The organism is Bifidobacterium italicum (assembly GCF_002286915.1).
Classification (GTDB): Bacteria; Actinomycetota; Actinomycetes; order Actinomycetales; family Bifidobacteriaceae; genus Bifidobacterium; species Bifidobacterium italicum.
The window spans coordinates 111,040-126,424 of record NZ_MVOG01000004.1 but is presented as its reverse complement, the minus strand read 5'-3'; the positions used below and the strand labels follow the sequence as shown (position 1 = coordinate 126,424).

General features: G+C 61.4%; 12 protein-coding genes. 2 read left to right on the top strand and 10 right to left on the bottom strand.

Going from position 1 to position 15,385, the window contains the following annotated elements; translation table 11 throughout:
* Positions 1 to 76: 76 nt before the first annotated feature.
* Both B1400_RS01445 and B1400_RS01440 read left to right on the top strand, forming a co-directional pair.
* Entirely contained in the window at positions 77 to 3,808 is a 3,732-nt protein-coding gene (locus tag B1400_RS01445) for a phosphoribosylformylglycinamidine synthase (RefSeq protein WP_095612699.1), read from the top strand.
* Positions 3,809 to 3,949: 141 nt separating this feature from the next.
* The gene (locus B1400_RS01440) at positions 3,950 to 4,462 is read left to right on the top strand and encodes a pyridoxamine 5'-phosphate oxidase family protein (RefSeq protein WP_095612698.1); all 513 of its coding nucleotides are present in this window, start codon (positions 3,950 to 3,952) and stop codon (positions 4,460 to 4,462) included.
* 629 nt (positions 4,463 to 5,091) lie between these two features.
* Here B1400_RS01440 and B1400_RS01435 read toward each other — a convergent pair.
* From B1400_RS01435 to B1400_RS01400, 10 genes are all read right to left on the bottom strand, one after another.
* Entirely contained in the window at positions 5,092 to 5,613 is a 522-nt protein-coding gene (locus B1400_RS01435) for a hypothetical protein (protein WP_095612697.1), read from the bottom strand.
* Positions 5,614 to 5,648: 35 nt separating this feature from the next.
* Entirely contained in the window at positions 5,649 to 6,863 is a 1,215-nt protein-coding gene (locus B1400_RS01430) for an SPFH domain-containing protein (RefSeq protein ID WP_095612696.1), read from the bottom strand.
* 30 nt (positions 6,864 to 6,893) lie between these two features.
* On the bottom strand, positions 6,894 to 7,769 hold the full coding sequence (locus B1400_RS09430; RefSeq protein WP_133064579.1) for a hypothetical protein: 876 nt from the start codon (positions 7,767 to 7,769) through the stop codon (positions 6,894 to 6,896).
* Between the two features lie 14 nt (positions 7,770 to 7,783).
* Positions 7,784 to 8,407 (bottom strand): hypothetical protein, encoded by a 624-nt coding sequence (locus B1400_RS09425; RefSeq protein ID WP_133064578.1) that lies wholly within the window; start codon positions 8,405 to 8,407, stop codon positions 7,784 to 7,786.
* A 247-nt stretch (positions 8,408 to 8,654) separates the two neighbouring features.
* A complete protein-coding gene (locus B1400_RS01425) occupies positions 8,655 to 9,875 on the bottom strand; it encodes a GTPase (RefSeq protein ID WP_095612695.1) in 1,221 nt (406 codons plus the stop codon).
* 73 nt (positions 9,876 to 9,948) lie between these two features.
* Positions 9,949 to 10,590 (bottom strand): DUF6591 domain-containing protein, encoded by a 642-nt coding sequence (locus B1400_RS01420; RefSeq protein ID WP_095612694.1) that lies wholly within the window; start codon positions 10,588 to 10,590, stop codon positions 9,949 to 9,951.
* 297 nt (positions 10,591 to 10,887) lie between these two features.
* Entirely contained in the window at positions 10,888 to 11,385 is a 498-nt protein-coding gene (locus B1400_RS01415) for a hypothetical protein (RefSeq protein WP_095612693.1), read from the bottom strand.
* A complete protein-coding gene (locus tag B1400_RS01410) occupies positions 11,382 to 12,995 on the bottom strand; it encodes a Y-family DNA polymerase (RefSeq protein WP_095612692.1) in 1,614 nt (537 codons plus the stop codon). The genes B1400_RS01415 and B1400_RS01410 overlap by 4 nt, the downstream gene beginning before the upstream one ends.
* A gap of 97 nt (positions 12,996 to 13,092) precedes the next feature.
* A complete protein-coding gene (locus B1400_RS01405) occupies positions 13,093 to 13,833 on the bottom strand; it encodes a creatininase (RefSeq protein ID WP_095612726.1) in 741 nt (246 codons plus the stop codon).
* A gap of 112 nt (positions 13,834 to 13,945) precedes the next feature.
* The gene (locus tag B1400_RS01400; RefSeq protein ID WP_162288155.1) at positions 13,946 to 15,238 is read right to left on the bottom strand and encodes an MFS transporter; all 1,293 of its coding nucleotides are present in this window, start codon (positions 15,236 to 15,238) and stop codon (positions 13,946 to 13,948) included.
* Positions 15,239 to 15,385: the final 147 nt, after the last annotated feature.

Here is a 15,385-nt window from a genome sequence, read left to right as displayed (position 1 = left end):
CCGTTTTCGGCCTTTCCCCATTCCTACCCCCACCATCCATCTGCAACCATCAGAGTCAAGAGAGCAAGGAAGAACCGTGGTTTTCCGCGTATATGTTGAAAAGAAGCCGGGCTTTGACGTCGAGGCCCAGCAGCTCACCCAGGAACTCAGGACGATCCTGGGCGTCAAGCCGCTCGAACGGATCCGCCTGATCAACCGCTACGACGTCGAGGGCATCGGCGAGGAGCTGTTCGAACAGGTCGTGCCGACCGTCTTCAGCGAGCCGCAGTCCGACGACGTGTCCTTCGATCTTCCGGACTTCGGCGACGACGCCGTCTTCGCCGTCGAGTTCCTGCCCGGCCAGTTCGACCAGCGCGCCGACTCGGCGAGCGAATGCATCCAGCTCATCAGCCAGGGCGAACGGCCGACCGTGCGTTCGGCGACGCTCTACGCGCTGCAAGGCAATCTGAGCACGCCCGACATCGACGCGATCAAAAAGTACGTCATCAACCCGGTCGAGGCACGCGAGGCGAGCCTTGCGACGCGCGACACGCTCGCGACGCAGATCCCGACGCCCGGCAAGGTCGAGATCATCGACGGCTTCCGCAGGATGGACGACGAGCAGCTCGAACGCTTCATCGCCGACCGTGGGCTCGCGATGGACGTCGCCGACCTGCAGTTCTGCCGCGACTACTTCATCAACGAGGACCGCGACCCGACGATCACCGAGATCAAAGTCATCGACACGTACTGGTCCGACCACTGCCGCCACACGACCTTCGGCACGCAGCTCGACCATGTGACGATCGACGACGCGACCGTCAAGGCGGCCTTCGAACGCTATCTGCGGATGCGCGAGGAGCTCGGCCGCGCCGACCGCCCGGTGACGCTGATGGACATGGGCACGCTCGGCGCGAAGTGGCTCAAGGCGAACGGCATCCTGACGAACCTCGACGAATCCGAGGAGATCAACGCGTGCACCGTCAAGGTGAAGGTGGACGTCGACGGCGAGGACGAGGACTGGCTGTTCCTGTTCAAGAACGAGACGCACAACCATCCGACCGAGATCGAACCCTTCGGCGGCGCGGCGACCTGCATCGGCGGCTGCATCCGCGACCCGCTGTCGGGACGCTCCTACGTCTATCAGGCGATGCGCGTGACCGGCGCGGCCGATCCGCGCACACCGATCGACGAGACGCTCGAAGGCAAGCTGCCGCAGCGCAAGATCGTCACGACGGCCGCGCACGGCTACTCCTCCTACGGCAACCAGATCGGTCTGGCGACCGGGCAGGTCGATGAGATCTACCATCCCGGATACGTCGCCAAGCGCATGGAGGTCGGCGCCGTCGTCGCGGCGACGCCCGCCGACCATGTGCGCCGCGAGACGCCGGCGCCCGGCGACCGCATCATCCTGCTCGGCGGTCGCACCGGCCGCGACGGCATCGGCGGCGCGACCGGCGCATCGAAGGCGCACAACGTCGAATCGCTCGAGCTCGACGGCGCCGAGGTGCAGAAGGGCAACGCGCCGGTCGAACGCAAGCTGCAGCGCCTGTTCCGCCGCGGCGACGCGTGCCGCCTGATCAAGCGATGCAACGATTTCGGCGCCGGCGGCGTCTCGGTCGCGGTCGGCGAGATCGCCGATGGCCTCGACGTCGATCTCAATCAGGTGCCGAAGAAGTACGAGGGCCTCGACGGCACCGAACTCGCGATCTCCGAATCGCAGGAGCGCATGGCCGTCGACGTGGCCGCTGAGGACGTCGACGAGTTCCTCAAGTACGCGCGCGAGGAGAACCTCGAGGCGTCGGTCATCGCGACCGTCACCGAGGAGCCGCGCATGGTCATGCGTTGGAACGGCGACGCGATCGCCGACCTGTCGCGCGAGTTCCTCGCGTCGAACGGCGCCGACAAGCATCAGGACGCGCACGTGACCGTCCAGGGCACCTACGTCACGCCGTTCAACGAGGGCACGCTCGCCGAGCGCATGGACACGATGCTCTCCGACGTCAACATCGCCTCGAACAAGGGCCTGTCCGAGCGCTTCGACTCGACGATCGGCGCCGGCACCGTGCTGATGCCGTTCGGCGGCCGCACGCAGCTGACCGCGCCGATGGCGATGGTCGCCAAGCTGCCGGTGTTCGGCGAGACGACGACCGCGTCGGCGATGGCGTGGGGCTTCAACCCGTACATCATGGAGCAGAACCAGTTCACCGGAGCCTACCTGTCCGTCGTTGAATCGCTCGCCAAGCTCGTGGCCGCCGGCTTCGAGCACGAGAAGGCGTATCTGAGCTTCCAGGAGTACTTTGAGAAGCTGCGCGACGAACCGGAGCGCTGGGGCAAGCCGCTCGCGGCCGTGCTCGGCGCGCTGATGGCGCAGGTCGACCTCGGCGTCGGCGCGATCGGCGGCAAGGATTCGATGTCCGGATCCTTCGAGGACCTCGACGTGCCGCCGACGCTGATCTCCTTCGCCGTCGCCGTCGGCAACATGAACCGCGCGACGAGCCCGGAGTTCAAGCAGGCCGGGCACCGCGTCGTGCGCATCGCGCCGCGCTACCTCGCCGATGGCCTCACGCCGGACAAGGACGCGCTGCTCGAGGCGTTCCGTGTCGTCGAGGAGCTCGTCGACTTCCGCGATGCGCTCGCCGTGGCCACGCCGGGATACGGCGGCACCGCGGAGTCGCTGTTCCGCATGGCGCTCGGCAATCGGATCGGCGTCAGGCTCGACGACTCGATCGCCGTCGACGACCTGTTCGCGCCGGCGTACGGATCGTTCATCGTCGAACTGGCCGACGACGCGAAGCTCCCGGCGACGTCGAACCTCATCGAGGTCGGGCTGATCGGCGAAACCACCGCCGACTACGTCTTCCACGCGGCCGGCGAGGACCTACCGATGGCGCAGCTGCAGGAGACGTGGGAGCGTGGCCTCGAATCGGTGTTCCCGTACCGCACGCCGGCCGACGGCGAACCCGAGCAGGTCGAGACCGTCTCCTTCGAGACGGAACACCGCGTGCAGTATGCGGGACCGAAGATCGCCAAGCCGCGCGTCGTCATCCCGGTGTTCCCCGGCAACAACTGCGAATACGACACGGCGGCGGCGTTCGAACGTGCGGGCGCCGAGGTGACGACGCTCATCGTCAACAACCTCACTCCGCAGGCGGTCGCCGACTCCGCGCAGGCTCTCGTCGACGAGATCGGCCGCAGCCAGATCGTCATGATCCCCGGCGGATTCTCGGGCGGCGACGAACCGGATGGCTCGGCGAAGTTCATCACGGCGTTCTTCCGCGCGCCGGCAGTCACCGAGGCGGTGCGCGACCTGCTCAAGAACCGCGACGGCCTGATGCTCGGCATCTGCAACGGCTTCCAGGCGCTCATCAAGCTCGGCCTTGTGCCTTTCGGAGACATCGTGCCGATGACCGACGCATGCCCGACGCTCACGTTCAACGAGATCGGACGCCACCAGAGCCGCCTCGTGCGCACGCGTGTCGCGTCGAACCTCTCGCCGTGGCTCGCGAAGACCGAGGTCGGCGACGTGCACACCGTCGCGATCTCGCATGGCGAGGGCCGCTTCGTCGCCTCGTACGACATGCTCGCGCAGCTGGCCACGAACGGCCAGATCGCCACGCAGTACGTGGACGAGGATGGCGTGCCGAGCATGGACCTGTCGGTCAATCCGAACGGCTCGATGCTCGCCGTGGAGGGCATCACGAGCCCTGATGGCCGCGTCTTCGGCAAGATGGGCCATTCGGAGCGTTCCGGTAACGGCCTGTATCTCAACGTGCCGGGCAACACCTACCAGCCGATCTTCGAAGCCGGCGTCGAGTACTTCGCCTGACCGGGCGCTCGACGCTCGCTCGGGCGCATGAATCGGCCCCGCAGAATCCGTTCCGCGGGGCCGATTCGTATATCCGGCCATCCAGCATGTATATATAAAGAGCACAGCACCATGCCCCCATCCATCGCACAACCCCGTCCGATGCGGCGCGCCGACCGCGAGGTGACGCCGCCGGAGGAGATCGAGGAGATCCTGCGTGACTGCGACGACGTATGCGTCGCCTATCAGGATGCGCAGGGCCTGACGATCGTACCGGTCAACTTCGCCTACGTCGCCGATTTCACACAGCGGCCGCATCGGCTGCGGCTCTTCGCGCATTCGGCGCTCGAGGGGCGCAAGATCGATGCGATCCGCACGGCGGCCAACGCGCTGCCGGTCGCATTCGAGATGGATTGCGATGCGAGGATCCACACCGGACGCACGCCGTGCGCCACGACGACGGAGTTCCGTTCGCTCATCGGCACCGGCACGGCGAGCCTGGTCGAGGATGACGAGGAGAAGATCGCCGCGTTGCGCCTGCTGCTCGAGCAGTGCGCCGGTATGCCCGACGCGCCGCTGCTCCCCCGTCAGGTGAGCAAGGTGGCCGTGTGGCGCATCGATTCCACCGAATTCACGGCCAAGCGCCATCCCGCCCCGCCCATACGCTGCGAATGAGCGTCCTCTCCGCGCCATCGAGACCCTATCTGCGATTTTGGGGTGGTCATTCTCGAAGACGCCGGCTCCAGCAGCTTCTAAAGCTACCATATGCGAATAAATGCGAAATAACAGCACATTTACGCGCTTGATCTCCGGAAGCCCCACCCCAAAATCGCAGATAGGGCCACAACACCCATCCGCCATCGTTCCATGACGATGAATCAACCGCCCAACCGCAACCCCCCAACCGCATAGCTCGATTGTTTGCCTAAACAACCGAGCTGTGCGGCCACGGTGGCATCCAGCGGGAATGCGCATGGACAGAATGAACGGTTGTATGCGGATCTGAGACAATATGTGCACATAACCGCCAATCATGTGCAAATATGTGCGCATACGATGATCCAAGCCGAGATAGCCTCCTTCCCTGCGGCGCATATCTCGTTTTCTCATATGAATCACCGAGATATGCGTCCGACCTTGGCTGGTTCGGCAGGCGACATGAATCGATGCCGCCGAATTCATGCCCAAGCACCATTCCGCGCCGGCTATGCGCCCCGACCGCCCTCCTCCTTGCCTTTCACAACGAACGCGGGGGCGCGCACCCAACCGGATGCGCGCCCCCGCGTTCGGAATCCGCCGTCGGATTACTTGGACTGGCGCTTGGCTGCAATCATCCAGATCGCACCGATGACGGCGACGATCGCGGCGAGGAAGAACAGGTAGTAGCCGAAGCCCCAACCGTAATTGTCCGAGGAGATGACACCGCGCTCGCTGAAGTCCCAGTTCAGCACGAGGAACAGGATGAATCCAACGACGCTGAACACCAGCGCCGGAATACCCTTCGAGACGCACGCGAAGATCAGTGCGAGGATCGCGGCGACGGCGATGGCGATGACCATCACCATGATGATCGTCGCGACCTCGGAGCCGCCGGCGACGTCGTTTTTGAGCTTGTTGTAGAGCGTCACGAACTTGAACAATGACGGATCGGCCAGTTCGCCGGCGCGCACGCCGTCGATCGTCTCATCGGCGAATTCCCGGTACGGCGAATCCTTCGGCGCCGAAGCGTATGGCAGGAAGATGCACAACAGCATGAGCGCGTTGCCCACGATTGCGATGATCTTCGGAATCGTCAGATTCCTGACAGTGGTCTGATTGGACATCATGTCCCCTTTCCTTTGATTTCCAATTCCCGTGAAGACTACAATCCCAGAATCTGCCGCTTCTTGAGGTTGAACTCCTCCTGCGTAAGGATGCCGGCGTCCAGCAGTTCCTTGAGATTCTTCAGCGCCTCCATCTGATCGGACAGCGACATCGACGGCTGCGCGGAACCGTTCTGCGCAGCCGCGTCGGACTGCGCGGTCGACGGCGTCACCGCGGCGTTCGCCGAATTGACGGGCTGCCCCATCTGCTGCCCGGGCATCGCCCCGGTCATCGGGTTGACGCCCTGCGCGAAGCCGACGCCGAGCATCATGCCGCCCATGTCCCCGAAGCCGTTCTCCTGCACACCCTGAGCGATCTTCTGCTGCGCCGCGATGTTCGACGCCTGCTGCGAGACGTTCTCATACGCCGTCACGTTCATGCGGTTCGCCGCATACTGCTTGACCAACTCACGCGACTCCGGCGTGAACTCGATGCTCTCGATGCCGATACCCGCCAGATGGATACCGAAACGCGACTCCCACGTACCGGCATTCGCCGCGTCATGCATAATCGCTTCCTGCACTGCGTTGGACTTACCTGGAACTTCCGAAATGCGATAATCTTTCGAGAGGGAATTCAAGGCTACCGAGAATGATTGCATGAACTCAGCAATTAATTGCGATTTTGCGTCAGGGTTATCAAAAGTCATATACCCAACATTTGCAGGCACGAATTTACGTATAAACATAGAAGGGTCAGTAACCTGAATCGAGATTTTTCCCCGCGCTCTAATTTCAAGGTCAGCTTCATAAAACTTATCATGATAAATCAGAGGAGACGAAGTGCCAAACTTAATACCTCTAATTTCGCGGAGATTGACAAATACAATGCGTTTGTTCGCAACAGGTTCCCCACCAAATTTGAATCTTTCTCCAATTTGTCTAAATATGGAGGCACCTATTCCATCGCCAGCAAATATACTTTCCGTACCTACCGAGCGATACTCATAACCACCGGCTTGAGTCACGACGTATTCGATTCCAGACTGATCAAATATAAATGCAGCAGTATTTTCCGGTACATATATATGCGAGCCATTCGATATAAAGGCCTCAGAATGCTTGGTATTCTCACCTCTCCCTTTATTTTTCTCTATATACTTTCCAGGCTGCAGGATTGTATGCTCATCAAAACCATCGCATGTTATGATATCGAGCCACAAATCAGCAAAAGTTCCCTTGAGCGCTCCCTCAAAGGCTTTTATCAAAGCCATAACGACTTCTCCTCACCTATCGCAACTGGTCTACCGCAGCTGCACTGGATTATCGCAGTACTCACATCGTACCGTGCGACCACTCACTCCCGCACATTTGGCTCCACATGTTTGACACTGAACCACTACCCGGTTCGCAGACCGGGCCTCATCAGCACGCCTACGACGAGATCCGGCAGCATCGCGGTCAGTATGCCTGTCCGATTTCACAGCATCACGTCGCGCACCCCCAGCCCTCGCACCGGTCACTTCCGACGAATCCTCGCGTTCAATCGCCGCAGCATTGGAACCATGCGATGCGGACCTCGGACGAGAGCCCCTCCTTTGCGTAGACCTCCCTTCTGCGCTCGGCGCCGCATTCCTTTTGGACGCGACCCCATCCCGAGACCCCACACTCCCATCAACTTCATTGCGTTCAATCTTCTTGTCACTCACCGTAGCTTGAGAGGAGATTGATTCAAAGAAGAGTCCAGTCGCCCCGCCCACAGCCGCAACGATCTTATCACCGAAAGTTTGTGGCGCTTCCACAATATCATCATATTTACCAGTAATCATATGATATATATTATTTGTAACTACTCTAAATTCCTCATCATCGATAAATGCAATATCATAAACTTGACCACTTGCAATAATCTGAATCTCTCCCCGCTGCGACTCACCCAACAACCTTCTTCGGGGATAACGCACAATATTGACCTTTGATGCATCAGATACTAATATAGAGATATATTCGATTTTATCTTTTCGGAACATTCTAACAACTTTTTTACAAAGTATAATCCTTTGATCGGTTACAACGAGGCCACCGACTTCTTTATCCCGCTCTGCGCCGCAACTCCACAAAACATCAATCTCATCGCGCAGGATTGATTCGTTGGAAGCAATAGGACATTTCTTTTTCATTTACATCAATCCTTTTAGAATAAATATTCACTCTTCGCATATTTAATCAATTCGATTAAAATAATCGTAACAATGAAACTAAATACTATACTTAGGATTGCATATCTTCGACCTGATTGTTTTGCACTTGGCCCAGTGGCCACAAAAGCAGCAATAGAGACACACCACATCAACGCAATTAAAAATAGTAGAACGGACAACTTTTCATCCGACTCACGATCAAATATCAGAGCAATTCCCAAAACCAAGACTATACCATTAGCAATTAATGCATAGTATACGATATTATTAATTGGTCTCGCATCTTTGATTCCGAAACCTCTCATAGCTCTTCTGAACAAATAGTTCAATCGATAAAATAAATTATCTTGTTTATTGAATGAGCTTATCGCAACCGCCTGCTCTAGAATATTCTTATACAGTATATCACATACATGAATTGAATCATGCACACTCGGAGGAACGCATATATCGACTCTAGTTCTACTATCACCAAGACTGACTACATACGCATATAGGGTATCTTCACATTGTGGGATACAAAAAAGGAAAAGAGCCTGATCACTCCGCTCCTCCACAAGATCATACGATGCATTAAACTCCAACGTCTGTCTTATCGCTTCAAACATTTTACTCATGGAATATGGGAAAACATGTTGAGCGGTTATACTCGGCTTCATCCCAGACATACGCCCCATCCCTCTTCACTAACACTTTCTCGTCACCATTGGTAGGCATAGTCTATCTGCTCGCCATGACCTGCAGCATACCTGATGTGACACATCATTTAACAAATTAATAATTCAACATTCAAAATGACGGTATGCTATTCATAGTACTTTTATATAGAATACAGAAAACAAGTAATGTATTTCGTCTGCCCATTCACTTTCCACGGCCGAAGAAGGCGGCCTTGACGAGTTCAATGATCATCTGCCGCATGTCCTTGCCGCCGGCCTGCGCGGCCACGGTGATGCCATTGACCTTGCCGAGGAACCCCTCGCCGAACTGCTCCTCCATCAGATGGCGCGCCCAGCCGAGGTCATGCACGCTGCGTTTGCCGGTGTAGATCTGTTCGAACATAGCGACGGCGCCCTCGCCGAGCGCGGCGATGATGCTCGCGGCGACGATCGCGTTGACGACGCTCGCCGCGAGATCGATTCCAGGAATCGCCTTGATCGCGCTGATCGCCGAATGCGCTACGACGCTTGCGGCGCCCACCTGCACCACCTCGTCCAAAAGCCGTTTCGAATCCTCGTCCTTGTCGATGCCGTACAGGCGCGCCAGGCCGTTCAGCTCGGCGAGTTCCAGCGGGGACAATACGAGCGTGTCGGCGATCGGGATCGGCACGGCGCCCACCGTGGCGCCGGCCGCGACGCATGCGCCGATCAGACCTTGCGCGAGCATGCGCTTGCGCGTCAGTTTGAACTGCTGCAGGTCGTGCGCGCCGCCGCGAAGCCCGTCGGGCATCGCCTCCATCGTCGCGTCGATGAGGTCGGCGACACCCTCCGGCGCCGCGAACGCCGTGTCGTTGATGACGTAGGTCTGCGCGACGACCGGCACAATCGCGCGCAGGTTGTGCTCGATGCGCGTGCCGTGGAAAGCCTCCCGCACCATCGCGACGTTGCGTTCGCGGTCCGGCTGCGAATACGATTTCGTGACGACGGCGACGATCGGCACCGACTTCCACATCCGCACCGCGTTCGCCAGATTGCGGATTGTCTCACGGAACAGCTTCGCCGCCGTGCCGTCCACGCAGAACCAGATCACGTTGATGCGCGTGTTCTCGTTGCCTTCCTTCGCGCTCGCCCGCGACCATGCGCGCACCGCGTGCACGGCGCGCAAAGCCGCGATTGGCGACGGCTCGAAGCCGATCGAGTCGATGACGCGGAACGGCACCGACGGGCTTTCGTAGATCGAGAGCTCCTTGGTCGTGCCGCTTGTGCCGAAGCTCGTCTTCGCGACGTCGTCGCCGATGACGGCGTTGATGAGCGTCGATTTGCCGACGCCCGAGTTGCCCAGCACGAGCACATTGCCTTTGGGAGCCAGCTGCCGCGACGGCGGCATGGGCCGCGCGCCGTCCGTCTTGCCATTATCGTATGCCATGCCGCCATCTTAGCCGCATCCGGCGCGGTTGCGCCATGGCGGCCGCTCCGGCGATATGCGTCGGCCTACGCCCTCACTTCGTCTGCGACGACGATCCCGACTCATCGTCGCTCGAGCCGGAGCCTCCAGTCAGCGCCTTCCTCGACTCCTCGGCGGCCTTCTTGCGTTCCTCGGCGAGCTTTTCCGCCTCCTCGGCCGTGCGCGGCGTGCGCACAAGTTCCGAACCGGTGGCCTCAACCATCATGTCATCGACACGGTCGAGCATCGCGTCGAACTCCTTCTTCTGCTCGGGGGTGAGTTCCGTGTCCTGGACCGCCTCAAACTGCGCGAGGATGTCCTCCATCTGGCTGTTCCATTCGATGTAGCCGTCCACCTCGTCCGCCGGCAGGCCGTCCTGGCTGTTGAGCAGCTTCGCGTAGTACGCATATTTCGTCATGAACTCCTCGTAGTTCTTCATGACCTGTTCCGGATCGGTCGTCGATGGCGTGACCTTCTTCTTCTCGCCGTCCTCGTCCCCCGATGCCGCGCTCTGCGACGCGGATGCGGCCGGCTTGGCCTCGGCCACCGCGTCCCCCTTCGCGTTGAGGCGCAGCGCGACGATGACGCCAACGGCGACGAGCGCGGCGGCGACGACGCCAACAACGGCGATGATCCAGATCTTCTTCTTCAACATCGGCTGCTTCGATTCCGTCTGCTGCGGTTCCGTGGTTTCCATCCGAACTCCTTGACCTCGGCGACGGCGGGTGGCGCCGTCCTCCTTGCGCGCGACCGACATGCGACCGGTGTCCGTCGCGCATCCATCGTTTGCAGAACGATGGTCTCAACTTATCTTCCATCCTAACAAATCAGACGATGACAACGTCGGCCACTACGACTGTTTCACGATGTTTTTCGACACAATTTTCACGCTTCACGCGCGACCTTCACGCTTCGCGCATCCACCTTCACGCCGCGCACACCACTTTCATGCGCCGAGTTCATCCACCGATTGCATCCGCCGACACCGCCGCCCTCATCCGTCGACGACAATGCGCACGATGTCCGCCCACGGTACGACGCACACCGCGCCGTGTTCATCCACGATCAGCAGCCGGCGCGCCGTCCCGTCATAGCGCGTCACCGCGCCGCGCACCGTCACATACGTGCCGAATTCCTCGTCGACTTCGCTGTTGATTCCACCATTGATTCCGCCATGCTGACCTCCACCACGATGCCGGCTCCCGCCATCCTCAGGCACGAAGTACGTCACTGCGACGCGCGGCGCATCGTCGAAGCGCGCGAGCAGCGCGGCGAGACGCCGATCGAGCTCCTCGCGCGCGTCCTGCCCCAGTTCGATGCGTCGCACGCGCGGGCGCGCAGCATCCTCGACGATCTCCTCGTATCCAGCGAGGGCCGCGAAAGGCATGAACTGCGCGGCCCGCTGCGCCGCCGACAGCGGTGCATGGACTTGCGAACGATGATGCGGCATGTCGATGATGTCGTCGTAGCGATGCGTGCGTTCGAGGCTCATGCGGCGTGCCCTCCGATCTGTCTGTTGCGTTCGACACCAGTCGCGCCGTCCTCGAGGTTGCGCCCGGTGATCACGGCGTTGCCGCCGAAGCGTCCCTTGATGCCAAGCAACGCGCGCTGCACGGCGAGTTCGCGCGCATCGCGGTCGCCGTCGCGGTCGTCCGCCCCACGCACGTCACCACCATCATCTGCGCCGGCATCGCTCACGCCATCCGCATCGTCGACAGCCGCAAACAGATCCGGCTGCTCATATCTCCCGCCGAGCGTTCCATCTCCATCGAGGCCCCGCTCGCCCATTCCACCATCATCCGATCCGCCAGCATCCGCCCCGCCGACCCTCGTCGCGCTCACGGCGACGTACCGCACGAGCAGGTCCGGGTCGACGGTCCGCTCGAAGATCTCGGCGAAGGCTTCACGCAGCCGTGCCGCGTTCGCCGTCGCCCGGCCCATCCGATGCGAACCGTGCGCGCTTTTCGGCACGCGTCTTCCGTAGCGGTCGGCGACGACGGGTCCCGCATACCCCTCGCCGCGTGCCCCGCCGAGGCTCGTGGCGTCGTAGCTGACGGTGAGCGTGACCAGATCGGTCATCTCGCCGTGCCTAAGCAGGTCGTAGGCGAGCTCGTTGGCCATCTCGAACACGATCGTGCGCGCCCGCGCGTACGCGTACGGCTCGTGCAGCACCTGCCCGCAGCTCCTCGTCGAGTCGTGCGGACGGTACGCCTTGATGTCGGCGATCGTGCACGGCTCCCATCCCCATGCGTGGTCGATGAGCAGCTCCGCGTTGACGCCGAACAGCCGGTAGAGCAGCCCCTCGTTGTAGTAGTCGTTCGGCGAGCCGACCGAGCAGCGCGCGACGTCACCCATCGTCAGCAGCCCGTGATGTTCGAGCATGCGCGACATGCCCGGCCCGATGCGCCAGAAGTCGGTGAGCGGCCGGTGCGCCCACAGCGCGCGCCGGTATTCCATTTCGTCGAGCCGCGCGATGCGCACGCCGTCCTCGTCCTCCGGAATGTGCTTGGCGACGACGTCCATCGCAACCTTCGCCAGATACATGTTCGTGCCGATGCCTGCCGTCGCTGTGATGCCGGTCTCGCGCATGATGTCCGCGACGATGCGCCGCGCGAGTTCATGCGCGTCGCAGCCGAAGTATCCCAGATACGACGTGGCGTCGATGAAGACCTCGTCGATCGAGTAGACGTGGATGTCCCGCGCGTCCGCATAGCGCAGATAGATGCCGTAGATGCGCGCGCTCGCTTCGAGATAATGCGCCATGCGCGGCTTCGCGACGATGACCTCCGCCTTGAGCGACGGGTCCGCCGCGAGCGCGGCCGCGCTCGTCGATGCACCTGCGAAGCGGCGTCCCGGCGCGCGCAGCCGCCGTTGCTCGTTGATGTCGCGCATGCGTTCCTCGATTTCGAACAGCCGCGGACGGCCGCCGATGCCGAGCAACGCCTTGAGCGATGGCGAGACGGCGAGGCAGATCGTTTTGGACGTGCGCGAGCGATCCGCGACGACCAGATTGGCGTCGAGCGGATCGAGCCCGCGCTCCACGCATTCCTCGGATGCGTAGAACGACTTGAGATCTATGGCGAGATAGCTCCGTGCATCCATGCCCTCCATTATCGAACAAACGTTCGAATCTGTCGAATCCCGCGTGCCGCGAGCGCCGTCGTGCCTGCCGCACGCGCCCCGCCTTACGCGTGTCCCGTCACGCAAACTCCGCCGCGCAGATCGCCGCGACCTCGCGCACGCACGCCTCGGCCATCAGCCTTCCCGCCTGCGCCGTCGCGCCGCGCGGATCGGCGAGGCCGCCGTAGGCGGGCACGTCGCCTTCGCGCACCGGGTAGCGCACGTACGGCTTGGGCGTCACCGGCTCCTCGTAGACGATGCGGTCCATGTGCACGAGTTCGGGCGCGTAGTGCAGCATGAGCGCGGTCTCGGTGACGGCCGCATGTTCGAGCGCCCATCCGGGGAACTCGAGGTCGCCGGCGAACACTTCGTCGATGACGTCCGCGGTGAGCGGATCCCACCAGTTCGTCTCGATGATCGTCGCGACGCCGTCGGTCTCGCGCGTCACCAGATCGATGGCCTCGACGATGAACGCCTCGTTCTCGAAATGTGCGTTCATGACGACGATCTTCGTGAAGCCGTCGTCGATGAGTTCGCGCAGCACGTCGTGCATCTGCGCGATGACGGTGGCGCCGTTCATGTCGATCGTGCCGGGGAAGAGCGGTCCGCCTCCGGAGAGCGGCTTCGATTTGTATCCGTAGTTGAGCGTCGGCATGACGGTGCCGTCCACGGCCTGTGCGAGGTCCTCGGCGATGCATGCGGCGAGCGTCGCGTCCGTCTGCATCGGCAGGTGCTGGCTGTGCTGTTCGGTCGACCCGATCGGCACGATCACCGGCTTGTCCTTGCGCGCCGCGAATTGAGGCCATGTCATTTCGTCCATGCGGTAGGTCATCTTCTTCTCCTTATGTGCTCCGTTGATTGATGTTCCGCTGATTGATTACTGCTGCGTTGATTGATTGTCGCCGCGTTGATTCGACTGATCGATGCTGATTTCAGATCGTGCCCAGATCCTTCTCGGTGTTCTCGTGCGACAGGCACATCGCCACGAGCGCGACGGCGGCGATCGCCACCATGTACCAGGCCGGCGCGATCGGCGAGCCGGTGGCCCAGATGAGCCATGTCGCGATGAACGGCGCCGTGCCGCCGAAGATCGCGTTCGCGAGGTTGAAGCTGAAGGCGAATCCGGTGAAACGCACGCTCGTCGGGAAGGTCTCGGTCAGGTAGCTCGACAGGGTGCCGTCGTTGGCGGTGAGCGTCGCGCACAGCGCGAGCTCGACGAGCAGCACGGGCCAGAATGCTCCGGTCTCGAGGATCATGAAGGCCGGGACGGTCAGCACGATGAAGGCCACGCAGGCGCCGATGAGCACCTTCTTGCGTCCGAATCGATCGGAGATGTGCCCCATCGCGAAGACGAGCCCGATGTACAGCACGAGGCAGATCGTCGTGACGAGCGAGGATTCGGAGGCCGCCATGCCGACGGTTTCCGAAAGATAGGTGGGCAGATAGGTCAGCACCGTATAGAAGCCCACCGCGTTGAGCATGCACGCGCCGAAGCTCAGCAGCACCTGCTTGAAGTGGTGGCGGAACAGCGTGCGCAGCGGCGAGACGGGACGCCCGGCATCGTGTGCACCCTCCTGCTTGCGCTCGAGTTCAGCGTTCATCTGCTCGTAGATCGGCGAATCCGCGACGTTGTTGCGGATGTAGTGCACGATCAGGCCCAGCGGGCCGGCCAGCAGGAACGGCACGCGCCAACCCCAGCCGCCCATCGCGGCCGCGCTCAGATGCGAGGTCATCACCATCGCGAGCGTCGAACCGGCGAGCAGGCCGATGGCGGTCGACGCCGGGATCAACGAGCAGTAGATGCCGCGGCGCTTCACCGGCGCGTATTCGCCGAGGAACGTGGCCGCGCCGGCGTATTCTCCGGACGCCGAGAAGCCTTGCACCATGCGCAGCGCCAGCAGCAGCAGCGGCGCGACCAGGCCGATCAATGCGTACGACGGCAGGCAGCCGATGAGGAACGAGGCGCCGGACATCAGCAGGATGGACAGGCTCAGCGCACGCTTGCGGCCGAAGCGGTCGCCAAAATGACCCCAGAACAGCGCGCCGACCGGCCGAAGCACGAACGACAGCGCGAACACGCCGAAGGTCTGCATCAATGCGACGGTGCGGTCGGCCGACGGGAAGAACACGCCGGCGATCACCGTGGCGAAATATGAATACGAGGCATAGTCGAACCATTCGATGAAGTTGCCGAGGAACGACGACAGCGCGACCTTGCGCACCATGCCCTGACGCTCGTCCTCGGGCCCGCGCTCGACGCCTTCCAGTTCCCGGACTTTCAGCCCCGCCTCCGTTATGGCACTCATGGCATCCCACCTTTCTGCTCGGATTGGTCATATCCGCGACGTCGCGCCGCGATATGCGCACTATCC